This window comes from Neotabrizicola sp. VNH66 (genome assembly GCF_049445895.1).
Taxonomy (GTDB): Bacteria; Pseudomonadota; Alphaproteobacteria; order Rhodobacterales; family Rhodobacteraceae; genus Pseudogemmobacter.
The window spans coordinates 57,966-75,096 of the sequence record NZ_JBMSDW010000017.1 but is presented as its reverse complement, the minus strand read 5'-3'; the positions used below and the strand labels follow the sequence as shown (position 1 = coordinate 75,096).

Sequence of the window (17,131 nt, the reverse complement as noted above, 5' to 3'; positions counted from 1 at the left end):
TCTTTGATCGGAGGGAGAAGGCGCAGGGCAGGCCGCAAAGGCCCGCCCTGCAAAGTCAGGTCACTTCACCCGGAACCAGTCCGAGGCATTCCACAGTTCGGAATCCCAAGTGTTCAGGATGGTGCCGCCCAGCGTGTTGGAGGCGGCCGACAGACGGCCACGGTCCACCAGCGGAACCACGACAAAGCTGTCCTTGGTCAGCATGTCGTTCAGCTTCTTGGCGATCTCGGCCCGCTTGCCCATTTCGGCGGTCTTCGACAGCTCTTCGACCATGGCGTCATAGGCCGGGTCGCAGAAGCGGTTGATGTTCTCGCCCTGCCACTGATTTTCCGGGCCGGGGATCTTGTCGCACAGGTATTGCGCCAGATAGGGCTCGGGGTCGGTACCGTCGAAGTTGTTCGCGTACATTTCAACGTCGGCATAGAACTTCTGGAACGTGTCGGGCGAGCCGGCATCGCCGCCGAAGAAGACCGAGGCGTCGACCACCTTCAGCTCGACCTCGACACCGATGTCGTTCCACCATTGCTTGATGACCGCCTGGAAGTCCTGACGGACCGGGTTCGACGAGGTCTGGTAGAGGATCGACAGCTTCTTGCCGTCCTTGTCGCGGATGCCGTCGCCATCGGTGTCGGTCCAGCCGGCTTCGTCCAGCAGGGCCTTGGCGCCGTCCACATCCTGCGGGATGCAGCCGGTGTTGTCGGAGGCGAACATTTCCGGCGCGGGCACCAGATTGCAGGTGGCGCGACCCGAGTCGCCGTAGCCGATAGCCACCAGCGTTTCGCGGTCAATCGCCTTGGACAGGGCTTCGCGCACCTTGATGTCCGACAAGAACGGGTGCGGATGCTTGGTCGTGGACCGCTCGCCCTCGGGCAGGCTGGGCGAGGGGTCGGTCATGTTCATTTCCAGACGCTCGACCAGCGTGCCGTAGCCGATCAGGAACACGCCCTTGCCGCCGGCCTTCATCTGCTCTTGCAGTTCCGGGTTGATCTGGGTGTTCCAGGCATAGTCGAACTCGCCGGTTTCCATGACGGCGCGGGCGGCTGCCTGCGCATCGCCGCCGCCCTTCAGGGTAACGGTGGCGAAGGCCGGCTTCGCCGGATCGCGGTAGTTCGGGTTGGCTTCCAGCATCACCACGTCATTGACCTTGAAGTCCTTGACGGTGAAGGGGCCGGTGCCGATGGGATAGGTGTTTTCCGTGGTGCAGGTCGAGGCGGCGGCGCCAAGGCACTTTTCGAACTGGGCCTTTTGCAGCAGCGGCGAGGTGGCGCCCACGAAAGCGGTATAGGGATTGGGCTTCGGCGCGGCATATTTGATGATGACGGTCAGGTCATCCGGCGTCTCGATCGAGGAGATGCCTTCATAGCGTGCGGCCTGCGCGCAGCCACCTTCGGGATGGGTGCAATATTCATAGGTGAATTTCGCATCGGCCGAGGTGACGGGCGTGCCGTCGGACCACAGGAGGCCCGGCTTCAGTTTCCAGGTGATAGAGGTCAGGTCGGCCGCGACGCCGCCGTTTTCGACCGTCGGCACCGATTCCGCCAGACGGGCGATGACTTCGCCCTTTTCGTTGAACCCGGCCAGCCCTTCCAGAACCAGCGACGAGCCTTCCACGTCCTTGGTGCCCGAGGACAGGTAGGGGTTCATGATCGAGACAGCCTGCCAATACAGGATGTTCACATTGCCATCGGCGCCGCGCTCGGCATAGGCCGCGGGGGCCATGGCCACAGCGGCAACTGCGCCCATCAGGGCGGTCTTGATCTTCATGGGTTCACTCCTCGTTGGTTTGGCTCTTTGACCTCGGGTCCGCCGGTTGATCCGGCTTCCGTCTTGGTATCGTAAAGGTGGCAGGCGACCCAGCGGTCCGGTTCGACCTCGGCCAGATCGGGCTTTTCCGTACGGCAGCGGTCGAACACCTTGGGGCAGCGGGTACAGAAATTGCAGCCCGCCGGCGGGTTCGCGGGAGAGGGCACATCCCCCTTCAGCAGAATGCGCTTGCGGGTGGCGGCGATCTCGGGGTCCGGCTCATTCACCGCGGAAAGAAGCGCCTCGGCATAGGGATGCAGCGGCCGGGCATAAAGCTGGGCCGAGGGCGACAGTTCCGCGATCCGGCCCAGATACATCACCGCCACCCGCTGGGCGAGGTGGCGCACCATCGACAGGTCGTGGCTGATGAACAGATAGGTCAGACCCAGTTTCTGCTGCAGATCCTCCAGCAGGTTCACCACCTGCGCCTGAATCGACACGTCCAGCGCGGCAATCGGCTCGTCGCAGACGATGAATTTCGGATTCAGCGCCAGCGCCCGCGCAATGCCGATCCGCTGCCGCTGCCCGCCCGAGAATTCATGCGGATAGCGGTTGGCGAAGCGGCGGTTCAGACCCACGGCATCCATCAACTCATAAATGCGGGCGGTCTTTTGCGCACGGGGCCAGCGGGTATGTTCGTTCAGTGGCTCTCCGATGATGTCGGCCACGGTCATCCGCGGGTTCAGGCTGGCCTGCGGGTCCTGGAACACCATCTGCATGGCAGGGCGCTTCTTGCGCAGGGCTTCCCGCCCAAGGCTGGCCACATCCTCGCCGTCGATGACCACGCGGCCCGCTGTCGGCTCATAAAGCCGCAGGACGGCGCGGCCCACGGTGGATTTGCCGCAGCCGGATTCGCCCACAAGGCCCAGCGTCTCGCCGGGGTTGATGGTGAAGGACACGCCATCCACCGCCTTCACATCACCGGAATGGCGGCGGAACAGTCCCGAATAGATCGGGAAATGCATCTTCAGCCCTTCGACCCGGACCAGAGGTTCGGTCACGCTGTCACGCATGGGCCGCCTCCTGCCGGACGGGGGCGGGGGCGGTCCAGTGGCAGGCCACGTCATGGCCTTCGCCCACCGGCACGCCATCTACCGGGCGGCGGGCGGGATTTTCGGCATCGCAACGGTCAAAACGGTGCTCGCAGCGGGCGCGGAACGGACAGGCCTGCGGTTCCTCCATCAGGATGGGCGGCTGGCCTTCGATCACCTTCAGCCGCGCCTCCCGCGGGCCGGAGAGCCGCGGAATGGTCTGGAGGAGGGCGCGCGTATAGGGATGCTGCGGGTTGCGGAACAGATCGCGCACCGGGGCCTGTTCGACCACCTGTCCGCCATACATCACCAGAACCCGGTCAGCGATGCCCGCGATGACCCCAAGGTCATGGGTGATCCAGATGATCGCCATGCCCAGCTTCTGGCGCAGGTCTTTCACCAGTTCCAGAATCTGCGCCTGAATGGTCACGTCCAGCGCGGTGGTGGGTTCGTCGGCAATCAGGACATCGGGGTCGCAGGCCAGCGCGATGGCGATCATCACCCGCTGCCGCATGCCGCCGGAAAACTGGTGCGGATAGCTTTTCAGCCGCCGCCGCGCATCGGGGATGCCCACCAGTTCCAGAAGTTCGACCGCGCGGGCCTCGGCCTTTGCCTTGTCCAGCTTCAGGTGTTTGCGCAACGGCTCCATGATCTGCATGCCCACGGTGAACACCGGGTTCAGGCTGGTCATCGGGTCCTGAAACACAAAACCGATCTTGGCGCCGCGGATCTCTCGCAGCTTTTCGGGCGGAACCTTCAGCACATCGGTGCCGCCCAGCAGCACCTGACCGCGCCGCACCTCGGCCGGGGGAGAGGGCAGAAGGCCGATCAGCGACATCATCGTCACCGACTTGCCCGAGCCGCTTTCCCCCACCACGCCCAGAAGTTCGCCGCGGTGCAGCGCAAAGCTGACATCGTTCACGGCATGAACCTCGCCGCCACGGGTGCGGAAAACCGTCTTCAGGCCCCGGACATCCAGGACGGGCAGGCCCGTTTCGGCCATGTAGACTCCCCAGTCTTTTGTTTTTGTTTTCTTATTTTTCCGGCGCGCCTTTTTCCAAGGTCTGACCGGATGGTCAACTGTTGTCGATTTTCGGACAGGGATCAATCCTGTTTCTGGGGTGTGAATCCACCGGAATGTTTCGTCATTCTGCCTGATCCGTCAGTCAATCTGCCACAACTTGACAGGGGCAGTGCTGCGGCAGAGGCTGGCCGCAACATATGGGACGGGAACGATGGAAGAACTTACGCCGCGTCAAATCCTCAGCCGGCTCGTGGCCTTTCCGACCGTGAGTCGGGATACGAATCTGCCGCTGATCGACTGGCTGGATGCCTATTTTTCAGGCCATGGTATCCGCACCTTCCGGCATTGGAACGAAGACAGGCAGAAAGCCGCGCTGATCGCCCATGCCGGCCCGTGGCAGGCGGGGGGCGTGGTGCTGTCGGGTCATTCGGATGTGGTGCCGGTGGACGGCCAGGCCTGGACCTCGGATCCCTGGACCGTCACTGAACGCGACGGGCGGCTTTACGGCCGCGGCACCTGCGACATGAAGGGCTATGTCGCGCTGGCCATCTGGGCGCTGGTGCGGGCGCAGCGGGCGGGCGTGACGCGGCCCTTGCAGCTGGCGCTGTCCTATGACGAGGAAACCGGCTGCACCGGCGCACCGCCGATGATCCGCACCATGCAGGAGGTGGTGCCCAAGGCTTCGGCCGTGATCGTGGGAGAGCCGTCGCGCATGGGCGTGATCACCGGGCACAAGGGCGGTGTCGGCTTTCAGGTCGATGTGACGGGCTATGAGGTGCATTCCTCGCTGCTGCCCGAAGGCGTCTCGGCCATCATGGAGGCAGCGCGGCTGGTCCATTGGGTGAATGAACGGAACGACGCCGTTCAGGCTGCCCCCCGCAGCGCCGTGGCACAGGCCTTCAACCCGCCGTTCACCACGCTTCATGTGGGCGCGATCCGGGGCGGCACCGCGCATAATATCACCGCGGCGCATTGCGATTTCTTCGTGGAAATGCGGGTGGTGCCGGATGAAAGCGTGGACGCCCGCGCCGCGGATTTCGAGGCCGAGGCGCTGCGGCTGGATGCGGCGCTGAAGGCGCGGCGCCCCGAGGCGGGGGTGCAGTTCCGCCGCGCCTTCCAGATCCCGGGTCTGCGTCCCGAAACCGATGGTGCGGCCGAACGTCTGGCCCGCAGCCTGACCGGCGGCAATGCGGCGGGGGTGGTGTCCTACGGGACCGAGGCGGGGCAGTTTCAGGATGAAGGCTATTCCGCCGTGGTCTGCGGCCCCGGCGATATTGCGCAGGCCCATCAGCCCGACGAATATCTTGAGGTGGCCCAGTTCGAGGCCGGACACCAGTTCATGGCCCGGCTGGTGGAGCAGCTGCGGTGAGCTTTCCCATCACCTGCGCCTTGCCCCCGCGCCACACCGGCCCCTTGCCCCGGCAGGCCGATGTGGTGGTGATTGGCGGCGGGGTGATCGGGGTGATGACCGCGTGGTTTCTGGCGCAGAAGGGGCTGCGCGTGGTCGTGGCCGAGAAGGGCCGCATCGCCGCCGAGCAAAGCAGCCGCAACTGGGGCTGGGTCCGCCAGCAGGGCCGCGATCCGGCTGAACTGCCGATCATGATGGAAAGTCTGCGTATCTGGCAGGCACTTGCCCGGGAACTGGGCGATGGCCTTGGATTTCGGCAGACCGGAGTCCTGTATCTGGCGAAGACCCGCGGGGAGCTGGCCGGATATGAGGATTGGCTGACCCATGCCCGGGCGCAGGATCTGGACACGGGGATGGTGACGGCGGCCGAGGTTTCGGCCCTGCTGCCCGGGGCGGCGGCGGGCTGGACCGGGGGGCTTTGGACCGCATCCGATGCGCGGGCGGAACCATGGACGGCGGTGCCGATGTTGGCTGAGGCGGCCGCGGCGCGGGGGGTGACCCTGCGCGAAAACTGTGCCGTCCGCGCGCTGGACATTGCCGCGGGCCAGGTGGCGGGCGTCATCACCGAGGCGGGACGCATCGCCTGTGACCGGGTGGTCGTGGCGGCAGGCGCATGGTCGCGGCTGTTCCTGGCCGCGCATGGGGTGCAGATCCCGCAGCTTTCGGTTCTGGCCTCGGTGGCGGAAACCGGCCCCTTGCCGGAGATTTTTCCCGGTGCGGCGGCCGATGCCGACTTTGCCTTCCGCCGCCGCGCCGATGGCGGCTATACGCTGGCCCCGGGCGCCGAACATGATTTCTTCATCGGCCGCGATGCCTTTGCCAGCCTGCCGAAATACCTGCCGGTGCTGCGCAAGGATTTCCGCGCCACCACCTTTCGGCTGGCGGCGCCCGCCGGGTTTCCAGACGCATGGGGCACGTCGCGCCGCTGGTCCGCCGATTCCGAAACCCCGTTCGAGCGGATGCGGGTGCTGGATCCGGCGCCGAACCGCGCCACCCTTGGGCGGGTGCAGGCCGCCTTTGCCCGCGCCTTTCCCGGGATCGGGCACCCGCCCCTGCGGACGGCATGGGCAGGCATGATCGACACCATGCCCGATGTGGTGCCGGTGGTGGACCATGTGGCGGCGATCCCCGGGCTGACCGTCGCGACGGGGATGAGCGGGCATGGCTTCGGCATCGGCCCCGGCATGGGGCGCGTGGTCGCCAGTCTTGTCGCGGGCGAGGTGCCGGACCATGACCTGAGCCGCTTCCGCCTGTCACGCTTCAGCGACGGCAGCCGCATTGCCCCGGGCCCTGCGCTGTAGCGGGGCCAGCCCCCTTGGGGTGTTTACGCACAGAAAATGACACTTGCCCGGGTCTTGCGCGGCAGGTATCAGCGCCGTCTTTCCTGATCCGGGGGCGGCAGATGGGCCTTTATTGCGGCATCGACTTCGGCACGTCGAATTCCACCGTGGCTTTGGCCGATGCGAATGGCGCGCGGTTGATCGGGGTGGAGGGTGAGGCGGTCACCATTCCTTCGGCCGTGTTCTGGGATGCCGATGGCGCGCCGCCGCAATTCGGCCGCGCGGCGGTTTCGGCCTATCTGGAGGGCGAGGATGGCCGGCTGATGCGGGCGCTGAAGACCACGCTGTCGACCGGGCTGATCCATGAACGCACCGCCGTGGGTGGCAAGTCTGTTGCCTTCCGCGAGGTGCTGAGCCGGTTCATCGCCCATCTTCGCAGCAGGCAGGAGGCCGTGGCGCCGGGGCTGGACCGGGTGGTGCTGGGCCGACCGGTGCATTTCATCGACGACGATCCCAGCCTGGATGCAGCGGCCGAGGAAACGCTCGCCGAGATCGCCCGCACCTGCGGCTGGCGCGAGGTGGCGTTCCAGTTCGAACCGATCGCCGCAGCCCTGCACTATGAGACGGGCGTTCAGGCCGAGGAACTGGTGCTGATCGTGGACATCGGCGGCGGCACCTCGGACGTGTCGGTGGTACGGGTAGGGCCGGACCGCGCGCGGCGCCCGGACCGGGCGGGCGACATTCTGGCCAATGACGGCATCCGGGTCGGCGGCACCGATTTCGACCGGCTGCTGTCGCTGGCCGAGGCGATGCCGCATCTGGGCTATCTCTCGCCCACGAAGAACGGCGGGGTGATGCCGCGGCATTACTGGCTGGATCTGGCGACCTGGCACCGGATCAACGGGCTTTACTCCGCGCGCACCGCGGCGGATCTGAAGGCGCTGCGGCATGAGGCGGAACGGCCCGAGCTGATCGACCGGATGGCGCGGGTGGTGGCCGAGCGGCACGGCCATGCTTTGGCGATGCGGGTGGAGGCGGCGAAGATCGCACTTTCGGAGTCTGAGGCCGCGCGGCTGCAGATGTCAGACCTGACCGGCGGCCCCAATCCCATGGCCCGTCGCGAAGGGTTCGAAGCGGCGGTGGAGGCGCCCCTGGACCGGATCCGCGATCTTCTGGCCCGGGTGATTGCCGCCGCGGGGGTGGTCCCGGGGGCGATTGCCACGGCCTTCCTCACCGGCGGCTCCTCGGGTCTGCCGATCCTGCACCGGACCGTGCAGGCGGTGCTGCCCGGGGCGCGGATTGCGACCGGCGACATGCTCGGCTCGGTCGGAACCGGGCTGGCGGTGGAGGCCCGGCGGCGGTTCGGCTGAGGTCGCGGCATGCCTTTGGCCTGTCGCCCGCGGGGGTTGCGGGCCGCGGGCTTTCGGATCAGGCTGGCGGGACAAGGAGACCGATCATGCCCATCCGCAACCGCATTGCCGAGATGCAGCCCGAAATCGCCGCCTGGCGGCGCGAGTTCCACGAAAACCCCGAACTGATGTACGACCTGCCGTGGACCAGTGCCCGGGTGGCCGAACATCTGCGCAGCTTCGGCGTGGATGAGGTGGTGACGGGCATCGGTGGCACCGGCCTTGTGGGGGTGATCCGGGGCCGGGGCACCGGGGGCACTGTGGGCCTGCGCGCCGATATGGATGCGCTGCCCATTCATGAGGCGACGGGCCTGCCCTATGCGTCCAGAACGCCGGGCAAGATGCATGCCTGCGGCCATGACGGGCATACAGCCATCCTTCTTGGGGCCGCGAAATATCTGGCCGAGACGCGGAATTTCGCGGGCACGGTGGTCTGTATCTTCCAGCCCGCCGAAGAGGGCGGTGCAGGCGCCAAGGCGATGATCGACGACGGGCTGATGGACCGTTTCGGCGTTGATGAGGTCTACGGGTTGCACAATGCGCCGGGTCTGGCGGCGGGGGAGTTCGTCCTGCGCCCCGGTCCGTTGCAGGCCAGCGCCGATGAATTCGTGATCACTGTCACGGGCAAGGGCGGCCACGCGGCCGAGCCGCATATGGCGGTGGATACGACCCTTGCCGCGGCGCAGATCGTGGTCTCGCTGCAATCCATCGTCGCGCGGAATGTCGATCCGCTGTTGTCGGTCGTCGTCACCGTGGGCACCTTCCGCACCGACAGCGGCGCGTCGAACATCATCCCGAACACCGCCGTGATGGCGGGGACGGTGCGCTGTCTGGATGCCGCAATGCGCGATCTGGCCGAGGAGCGGGTGAAGGCTGTCGCCACCGCCACCGCCGCGGCCTTTGGCGCGACGGCCGTGGTGGAGTATGAGCGGGGTTATCCCGTCACCGTGAACCATGCCGAGAATGCCGAATATGCCGCGCAGGCGGCCGAGGCGGTGGCGGGGCGGGTGGACCGCAACTGCCGCCCGATCATGCCGGCCGAGGATTTCAGCTATATGCTGGAGGCGCGGCCCGGCGCCTATATCTTCATGGGCAACGGCGATACCGCGCAGTGCCACCATCCCGCCTATGATTTCAATGATGAGGCCATTCCGGCCGGGTGCAGCTACTTCGTCACCCTTGTCGAAAACCGTCTGCCGGTGAAGGACTGATCCCATGCCCGTGAAGAACCGTTTCGCCGAACTCCTGCCCGAGATCACCGCCTGGCGCCATGATTTCCACGAAAATCCCGAGCTTCTGTTCGAAGTGCACCGGACGGCGGCGAAGGTGGCAGAGCTGTGCCGCAGCTTTGGCTGTGATGAGGTGGTGGAAGGCATCGGCCGCACCGGCGTGGTGGCGGTGATCAAGGGGCGCACGGATACATCGGGCAAGGTCGTTGGCCTGCGCGCCGATATGGACGCTCTGCCGATCATGGAACAGACCGGGCTGGACTATGCGTCGAAAACCCCGGGCAAGATGCATGCCTGCGGCCATGACGGTCATACGGCGATGCTGCTGGGCGCCGCGAAATATCTGGCCGAGACGCGGAATTTCGACGGCACCGTGGTCTGCCTGTTCCAGCCCGCCGAAGAGGGCGGCGGTGGCGGGCGCGAGATGGTGGCCGATGGGGTGATGGACCGCTGGAACGTGGGCGAGGTCTACGGGATGCACAACTGGCCGGGCCTGCCGGTCGGGCAGTTCGCCATCCGCCCGGGCCCCCTGATGGCCGCGGCCGATCAGTTCGAGATCGTGGTGACGGGGCGCGGCGGCCATGCGGCGAAACCGCATGAAACCATTGATCCGATGGTGATTTCCGCGCAGATCATTCTGGGCCTGCAAAGCATTGCCAGCCGGATCGTAGACCCGGTGAAACAGGTCGTCGTCTCGGTCACCACCATGCAGACCGACAGCCCGGCGCATAACGTCATCCCGCAGGTCGTGGTGATGAAGGGCACGGTGCGCACCTTTGAACCCGCGGTGAGGGATGAGGCGGAGCGGCGGATGGGGCAGATCATCAGCGGCATCGCCGCCAGCTTTGGCGCCACGGGAGAGTTGCATTATCACCGCGGTTATCCCGCGACCGTGAATGCCGAGGAGAATACCGGCTATGCCATCGACGTGGCGGCTGCCATCTCTGGCCCCGGCGCGGTGCAGGAGGCGGCGCTGCAAATGGGGGCCGAGGATTTCAGCTTCATGCTGGAGGCGCGTCCCGGCGCCTATATCTTCCTTGGCAATGGCAATACCGCCGGGGTGCACCATCCGGCCTATAATTTCGACGACAACGCCATTCCCTTTGGGGCCAGCTGGTATGCGGGCATGGCCGAAAGCCGGATGCCGGTGGGCTGATCCTCGTCGGCGCGGGGGTGGCCCGGGGCGCGTCGTTTTCTGCCGGGGCTTGTGTCGTTTTTGTCCGGGCAGCGACGGAAACGGGGGACAGGCGCCCCCGCTTTGCCGTCATAACGGGCCAAGAACCTCTGGGAGGATGAGATGAGCGATCTGGATGTGGTGGCCGGAGCCGGGCGGCGGGCGCGTGGCGGCGGCGGGGCAACCCGGCGGGCAGAGCGGACGGCGGTTTCGTTCGAGACGGCGCGCTTCATCGAGCGCAACATCCCGAATTTCGAGGTGCTGAACGAAGAGGCGCTGGCCACGATCGAGTGGAACGCCGAAACGGTGCTGGAAGAGATCGGCGTCAATTTCGTGGAAAACCCCGGCGCGCTGGCGCTGTGGAGGGCGGCGGGCGCCGATGTTCGGGGCGAACGGGTGCGGATCCCCCGCGGTCTGGCGCGCAAGCTGTGTTCGACCGCGCCGCGCAGCTTTACCCAGCACGCCCGCAATCCGGCCCGCAATGTCGAGGTGGGGGGCAAGGGGCTGGTGCTGGCCCCGGTCTACGGCCCGCCCTTCGTGCGTGATCTGGAAGGCGGCCGCCGCTATGCGACCATCGCCGATTTCCAGAATTTCGTGAAGCTGGGCTATATGTCCAAATGGCTTCACCATTCCGGCGGCACGGTGTGTGAGCCGACCGACGTGCCGGTGAACAAGCGCCATCTGGACATGCTGATGGCGCATATGGTGCTGTCGGACAAACCCTATATGGGCTCGGTCACCGAACCCTCGCGCGCCGCGGATTCGGTGGCGATGTCGAAGATCCTGTTCGGCGACGATTTCGTCGATCAGAACACGGTGATGACCAGCCTGATCAACATCAACTCGCCCCTGACCTTTGACGGGATCATGATGGGCGCGCTGGAGGTTTATGCGCGGGCCAATCAGGCCGCCATCATCAGCCCCTTCATCGTGGGCGGGGCGATGGCGCCGGTTTCGGTCGCGGGCACGCTGGCGCAGGTGCAGGCCGAGGTTCTGGCCGGCGTGGCCTATTCCCAGCTGGTCCGCCCCGGCGCGCCGGTGATCTACGGCGCCTTCGTCACCTCGATCGACATGAACTCGGGCGCGCCCACCTTCGGCACACCAGAGGCGGCGCTGATCACCTATGGCGCGGGGCAACTGGCGCGGCGTCTGGGGCTGCCCTACCGTTCCGGCGGGTCGTTCTGCGGCTCGAAGCTGCCGGATGCGCAGGCGGCCTATGAAACCGCGAACAGCCTGAACATGGCGCTGCTGGCGGGCGTGAACTTCATGCTGCATGCCTGCGGCTGGCTGGAGGGTGGCCTCGTGTCGTCCTACGAGAAATTTGTGATGGACGCGGATCAGCTGGGCGCATTGCACGGCATCGCCAAGGGCATCGCGCTGGACGAGAATGCGCAGGGCATGGACGCCATCCGCGAGGTCGGCCCGGGCGGCCATTACCTTGGCTGCGCGCACACGCAGGCCAATTTCAAATCCGCTTTCTGGCGGTCTGATCTGCTGGATTACAAGCCATTCGAAACCTGGGAAGAAGAGGGCGCCCGCGACACGCAGGCCCTTGCCTCTGTCCGCGTGAAGAAGATGCTGGGGGATTATCAGCCGCCCGAACTGGATGTGGCCAAGCGCGAGGGGCTGGAAGAGTTCGTGACCAAGCGCAAGGCCGAAATGCCGGACGCCTTCATCTGACCTTTTCCCCCCGACGATACAAAAGGCCCGCCGCGCAATCCGCGGCGGGCCTTTTCCGTCAGCGCATCGGCACCACGTTGTGCAGCATCTGTGCCTCGGCCACCAAGGCCACCAGCACCTCGATATGGCGCGGGATCGAATAGGTCGCATCGCCCCGGACACGGGTTTCCTCCAGCGCCGCCTCAGCCTCGATCAGCCGGGGCAGGGTGCGCAGGGGAGAGGTTTCCCCCGGCGTCAGCCGCTTCAGCATCCGCCCGCGCTGATAGGCGGGCAACCCGTGGCGCACCGCGTTCATCAGGATTGAGGGGCGGCGCAGGTCGGTCAGGTTCTTGCGATAATCGGACATGGGGGCCTCTGGGTGACAAGGCCATAAGACTGCAACGATACAACCCATCGTTGCGGAGTGTTTCCAATCTGCGAACGCCGGCTTCGGAAATGTTTAGGTTTTGGTTACGAAGATCGCCAAAGTGTTAAAAGTTAACCGTCGAGTAACCGATCACCTGTAGGTTGCATTTGTGCAAGGCGCCCCGCTGACGCCGCCTGCAACCTGCCTGAACCATCGCTGAGGAACCGGATTGATCGCCTCTGCCGCCCCATCGCTTCCGTGCTGGCTGCCTGCCCGCGTCCGCCTGTATATCAGCCATACGGAGGACGGGCAGTCGCTGCGGGCGCTGGCCCGGGAAACCGGGCTCAATGCGTCAACCGTGATGCGGCAGGTGCGCCGCTATGAATCCCGGCGCGACGATCCGCTGATGGACGGCGCGCTCAGCGCGCTGCGCCTTCCCCAGAGCCCCGACACCCCCCGCTCCAAGGATACCCCCCAGATGACCGCGCCCTTCCGCACCCTTGCCCAGCCCGCCAAAGGGGCCTCGGCCATGCTGCCCGACGATGCCGAACTCTTGCGCGAGGCGCGGCGCCTGCTGCGGCGGCTGGCCGAACCCGGTGCCGTGCTGGCCTTCGCGCCCGAGATGGAAAAGGCCGTCGTTCTGCGCGAATTCCCTGATGGCCGCAGCGCGCGCACCGCTGTGCTGGACCGTGCGGTGGCGCAGGCCTTCAGCCTGAAGGACTGGATCGCCTGCCGGAAGACCGGGCGCATTTCCACCTATGAGATCACTGCCGCGGGCCGGGCCGAGGCGCGGCGTCTGCTGGATGCAGACAGCCGTTCGGCCGGAATGGCCGAGGCGGCGGCGCCTTTTGCCGACCGCCACCGCATCTGGGAAGAGCGCGAGGTGATGGATGACGCAGGCCCGCGCCGCATCCGCTGCAACATCGCGGAAAGCCCGGTGGCCGTGCTGGGCCGCCGCCGCGACAAGGACGGCAAGCCGTTTCTGGAGCCGGAGATGGTCGAGGCGGCCGAACGTCTGCGCGAGGATTTCGAACTGGCGCAGATGGGCCCGCGTGTCGCCCAGAACTGGGAGCGGTTTCTGACCGGCGCCGACCGCGGCGGGTTCCGGGGTGATTCCGGTCTGGCGGAAGGTCCGGCCCGGGCGCGTGACCGGGTGGCGGGCGCCCTGCGCGATCTGGGGCCGGGTCTGGGCGACGTGGCGCTGCGGGTCTGCTGCTTTCTGGAGGGGATCGAGACGGCGGAACGCCGGATGGGATGGGCGGCGCGGTCCGGCAAGATCGTGCTGCGCATCGCCCTGATGCGGTTGCGCCGGCATTATGATGAGACCTACGGCCGCTCCGGTCCGCTGATCGGCTGAAGGCGGGTCGGGAATTCCTGCGCCGCGCCATGGGCGCAAAGGGGCAAGGTGCTGCGGCGCCTTGCCTTTTCGCATTTTGGGCGGCGGCTCTGTCTGCCTGCGGCTGCAGGGGCCGCTTTCCCTGCGGGCCGGGCGCGGCCTATAGTGGCGGCACGTCCGACGGAAACCGGCTCCGGCTCCGTTGAACCTGCACAGGCCACCGGAAGCTTATCGTGACCCAAGACAGCCGCCCCGATCTTGCCGCCTTGTCCCGCATGCCGCGCCGCAGGCGCGGGCGTCTCTGGCTGTGGCTGGTTCTGCTGCTGGCACTTGGCGGCGCCGCGCTCTGGTATTGGCAGGTCTCGCAGGGCGAGACGCGCTATGTCTATGACACCGCACCGGTCACCCGCGGCGATCTGGAGGTGACGGTGGTTGCCACCGGCACGGTCCAGCCCACAACGCAGGTGGAACTCTCCTCGGAACTGTCGGGCACGCTGGCCGCAGTCGAGGTGGACTATAATGACGAGGTGACCGAAGGGCAGGTGCTGGCCCGGCTGGACGACACCAAGCTGAAGGCCGCGGTGACCAATGCCGAGGCGCAGCTGGTGTCCGCGCGGGCAAAGCTTGCCTCGGCCGAGGCGACGGTGACCGAAACCGCTGAGGCGCTGACCACGGCCGAGGCGCTGGACAAGCGCGGGCTGCAGCAGCGGCAGACCTATGTTGCCGCCAAGGCCGCGCATGACCGGGCGGTGGCCGCGGTGGAGATGGCCGAGGCCGATGTCACGCTGGCCGAAGCGAACCTGTCCAGTCAGAAGGCCGATCTCGACAAGGCCGAGATCCGGTCGCCCATCAACGGCATCGTGCTGACCCGCGCCGCCGAAAAGGGCCAGATCGTCGCCGCCTCGCTGAACGCCCCGATCCTGTTCACCCTGGCCGAAGATCTGACCCGGATGGAGCTGCGGGTTTCGGTTGATGAGGCGGATATCGGCCGGGTGAAGGTGGGGCAGGAGGCGACCTTTACCGTCGATGCCTATCCGGGCCGCGCCTTTGACGCCCGGATCACCAGCCTGCGCTATGCGCCGGACGACACCGAGAATGTGGTCTCCTACACCGCCGTGCTGAGCGTTTCCAATGAAGACCTGCTGTTGCGCCCCGGCATGACCGCCACGGCAACCATCACCATCGCGCGGGATGAGGGTGTTCTTCTGGTGCCGGTGGCATCGCTGCGCTACGCGCCGCCGGCGCAGACCAGCAGCAGCCGGTCGGGCCGCGGGCTTCTGGGCTTCATCCTGCCCAGCCCGCCGTCCAACACCCCCGCGGGCCGGGTGGACGGATCGGGGGTCTGGGTGCTGCGCGGCGGGGTGCCGGTGCGGGTGAAGGTGACCCCCGGTGCCACCGACGGGACCAAGATCGTCGTCACCTCGGAAGAGCTGCAGGAGGGCGACGCCGTGATCCTGAGCCAGCGCGAGGCCGGCTGATGGCCGAAACAGAGCCGCCGCTGATCGAATTCCGCAACGTCTCGCGCGTTTACGGGCAGGGTGAGGCCGAGGTGCGGGCGCTGGACGGGGTCAGCCTGACCATCGCGCGGGGGGAGTTCGTGGCGATCATGGGCCCCTCGGGCTCGGGCAAGTCCACGACAATGAACATCATCGGTTGTCTGGACCGGCCCTCCTCGGGCGATTACCTGTTCGAGGGCGTTGCCGTGCAGGACCTGTCGGCCGATGCGCTGGCGTTGCTGCGGCGGCATTATCTGGGCTTTGTCTTTCAGGGGTTCAACCTTCTGGCCCGCACCTCGGCGGCCGAGAATGTGGAACTGCCGTTGATCTACAAAGGTGTGCCTGCGGCGGAACGGGCGGAACAGGCGCGGGCGGCGTTGGCCAAGGTTGGCCTTTCCGGGCGCGAGGGGCACGATCCGTCGCAGCTTTCGGGCGGGCAGCAGCAGCGGGTGGCGATTGCCCGCGCGCTGGCGGGCAGCCCCATGGTTATTCTGGCCGATGAGCCCACCGGCAATCTTGACAGTCACCGCAGCCACGAAATCCTGATCCTGCTGCAGCAGCTGAACGCGGCCGAGGGGATCACCATCGTCATGGTCACCCACGAACCCGACATCGCCGCCTATGCCAAGCGGCTGATCGTCTTTACCGACGGCCGGATCACAAAGGATGCCCCGGTGGAGTGGAACCGGACCAAAGCGGGGGCTGCGCCATGATCATCGAGGCGATGCGCCTGGCGCTGCGGTCCATTCTGCGCAACAAGCTGCGGTCGTTCCTGACCATCCTTGGTGTGGTCATCGGGGTGGCTGCGGTCATCGCCATGGTGACCGTGGGGCAGGGATCGTCGCAGCAGGTCTCGGCCTCGGTGTCCTCTCTCGGCTCCGACATGCTGGTGCTGCGGCCCGGCCAGCGCGGGTTCGGCCCGCCGGGCGGGGCGCCCGCCCGCCGCTTTACCCTGCGCGATGCCGAGGCGGTGGCGACACTGCCCGTCGCGCGGCTGGTGGCGCCCACGGCCAGCGCCTCGGCCACGGTGGTCTTTGCCGCATCCAATGTCTCGACCTCGATCACCGGATCGACGGAAAGCTATCTGGAGATTGCCAACTGGACGCTGGCCAATGGCCGCAACATGACCGCCGCCGAGGCCCGCGCAGGCGCCCCCGTCTGTATTATAGGCGAGACGGTGCGCAAGAACCTGTTCGGCACGCTGGACCCGGTGGGCCAGCAGGTCCGCGTCAAACAGCTCAGCTGTCAGGTCATCGGACTTCTGGCCTCGAAAGGGGCGGGAAGTTTTGGGCAGGATCAGGACGATCTGATCATCATGCCGATCCGGCTGGTGCAGCGGCGGCTGAACGGCGATCAGGACGTGAATTCCATCCAGATCGCGCTGTCGCCCGGGGTTTCCACGGCCGAGGGCATCCGTTCGGTGCAGGATCTGATGCGGGAACGCCGCCGGATCGGTCTGGGCGCGGCGGATGATTTCTCGGTCACCGATATGAAAGAGGTGGCCTCGATGCTGAATCAGGTGAATTCGGTGCTGTCGGGGATGCTGTCCTCGGTCGCCGCGGTGTCCCTGCTGGTGGGTGGCATCGGGATCATGAACATCATGCTGGTGTCCGTCACCGAACGCACGCGGGAGATCGGCATCCGGCTGGCCATCGGCGCCACCTCGCGCCAGGTGCTGACGCAGTTTCTGGTCGAGGCGGTGGTGCTGTCCCTTCTGGGCGGGGTCATCGGCATTGCCGCGGGGCTGGCGCTGGCCTGGGGGGCGGGGGTGTTCATGGGCATTCCCTTCGCGCCCTCGGCCGGGGTGATCCTCCTGGCCTTTGTCTTTTCCGCGGTGGTGGGGGTGGTCTTCGGCTTCTTCCCCGCCCGGCGGGCGGCGCGCATGGACCCGATCGAGGCCCTGCGCCACCAATAG

14 protein-coding genes are annotated in these 17,131 nt (G+C 66.6%); 10 read left to right on the top strand and 4 right to left on the bottom strand.

Annotated elements, in window-relative coordinates; genetic code table 11:
* Positions 1-60 precede the first annotated feature (60 nt).
* Genes ACO2Q5_RS19365 through ACO2Q5_RS19355 form a run of 3 tightly spaced genes read right to left on the bottom strand, consistent with a single transcriptional unit; the run spans position 61 to position 3,837 of the window.
* Positions 61-1,764 carry a peptide ABC transporter substrate-binding protein gene (locus tag ACO2Q5_RS19365; protein ID WP_423294084.1) on the bottom strand — a complete coding sequence of 568 codons (1,704 nt, stop codon included), beginning with the start codon at positions 1,762-1,764 and terminating at the stop codon, positions 61-63.
* Positions 1,761-2,816 (bottom strand): ABC transporter ATP-binding protein, encoded by a 1,056-nt coding sequence (locus ACO2Q5_RS19360; protein WP_423294082.1) that lies wholly within the window; start codon positions 2,814-2,816, stop codon positions 1,761-1,763. Before ACO2Q5_RS19360 ends, ACO2Q5_RS19365 begins: the two co-directional genes overlap by 4 nt.
* Positions 2,809-3,837: an ABC transporter ATP-binding protein gene (locus tag ACO2Q5_RS19355; RefSeq protein ID WP_423294080.1), complete on the bottom strand. Its 1,029-nt coding sequence runs from the start codon at positions 3,835-3,837 to the stop codon at positions 2,809-2,811. The genes ACO2Q5_RS19360 and ACO2Q5_RS19355 overlap by 8 nt, the downstream gene beginning before the upstream one ends.
* A 232-nt stretch (positions 3,838-4,069) precedes the next feature.
* Here ACO2Q5_RS19355 and argE point away from each other — a divergent pair, with 232 nt between their 5' ends.
* The 6 genes from argE to ACO2Q5_RS19325 all read left to right on the top strand — a co-directional run bounded on the left by argE (position 4,070) and on the right by ACO2Q5_RS19325 (position 12,038).
* Positions 4,070-5,227, top strand: coding sequence for an acetylornithine deacetylase (gene argE, locus ACO2Q5_RS19350; RefSeq protein WP_423294078.1), 1,158 nt, complete (start codon positions 4,070-4,072; stop codon positions 5,225-5,227).
* Complete coding sequence (locus tag ACO2Q5_RS19345) at positions 5,224-6,567, top strand: NAD(P)/FAD-dependent oxidoreductase (protein ID WP_423294076.1); 1,344 nt, start codon at positions 5,224-5,226, stop codon at positions 6,565-6,567. Before argE ends, ACO2Q5_RS19345 begins: the two co-directional genes overlap by 4 nt.
* A gap of 101 nt (positions 6,568-6,668) precedes the next feature.
* Positions 6,669-7,916 (top strand): Hsp70 family protein, encoded by a 1,248-nt coding sequence (locus tag ACO2Q5_RS19340; protein WP_423294074.1) that lies wholly within the window; start codon positions 6,669-6,671, stop codon positions 7,914-7,916.
* An 86-nt stretch (positions 7,917-8,002) separates the two neighbouring features.
* The gene (locus ACO2Q5_RS19335) at positions 8,003-9,166 is read left to right on the top strand and encodes a M20 aminoacylase family protein (protein ID WP_423294072.1); all 1,164 of its coding nucleotides are present in this window, start codon (positions 8,003-8,005) and stop codon (positions 9,164-9,166) included.
* 4 nt (positions 9,167-9,170) lie between these two features.
* Positions 9,171-10,340 carry a M20 aminoacylase family protein gene (locus tag ACO2Q5_RS19330; RefSeq protein WP_423294070.1) on the top strand — a complete coding sequence of 390 codons (1,170 nt, stop codon included), beginning with the start codon at positions 9,171-9,173 and terminating at the stop codon, positions 10,338-10,340.
* A 141-nt stretch (positions 10,341-10,481) separates the two neighbouring features.
* Positions 10,482-12,038, top strand: coding sequence for a trimethylamine methyltransferase family protein (locus ACO2Q5_RS19325; protein WP_423294068.1), 1,557 nt, complete (start codon positions 10,482-10,484; stop codon positions 12,036-12,038).
* A 58-nt stretch (positions 12,039-12,096) separates the two neighbouring features.
* On the opposite strand, the gene ACO2Q5_RS19320 is transcribed toward ACO2Q5_RS19325, so the two are convergent.
* Positions 12,097-12,384 carry a DUF6477 family protein gene (locus tag ACO2Q5_RS19320; RefSeq protein ID WP_423294066.1) on the bottom strand — a complete coding sequence of 96 codons (288 nt, stop codon included), beginning with the start codon at positions 12,382-12,384 and terminating at the stop codon, positions 12,097-12,099.
* Positions 12,385-12,613: 229 nt separating this feature from the next.
* Between ACO2Q5_RS19320 and ACO2Q5_RS19315 the strand changes: the two genes are divergently transcribed.
* From ACO2Q5_RS19315 to ACO2Q5_RS19300, 4 genes are all read left to right on the top strand, one after another.
* Positions 12,614-13,741: a DUF6456 domain-containing protein gene (locus tag ACO2Q5_RS19315; RefSeq protein ID WP_423294064.1), complete on the top strand. Its 1,128-nt coding sequence runs from the start codon at positions 12,614-12,616 to the stop codon at positions 13,739-13,741.
* A 212-nt stretch (positions 13,742-13,953) separates the two neighbouring features.
* Positions 13,954-15,198, top strand: a complete 1,245-nt coding sequence (locus tag ACO2Q5_RS19310; protein WP_423294062.1) for an efflux RND transporter periplasmic adaptor subunit — start codon at positions 13,954-13,956, stop codon at positions 15,196-15,198.
* Positions 15,198-15,929, top strand: a complete 732-nt coding sequence (locus ACO2Q5_RS19305) for an ABC transporter ATP-binding protein (protein WP_423294060.1) — start codon at positions 15,198-15,200, stop codon at positions 15,927-15,929. The genes ACO2Q5_RS19310 and ACO2Q5_RS19305 overlap by 1 nt, the downstream gene beginning before the upstream one ends.
* Positions 15,926-17,131, top strand: a complete 1,206-nt coding sequence (locus tag ACO2Q5_RS19300) for an ABC transporter permease (RefSeq protein ID WP_423294058.1) — start codon at positions 15,926-15,928, stop codon at positions 17,129-17,131. Before ACO2Q5_RS19305 ends, ACO2Q5_RS19300 begins: the two co-directional genes overlap by 4 nt.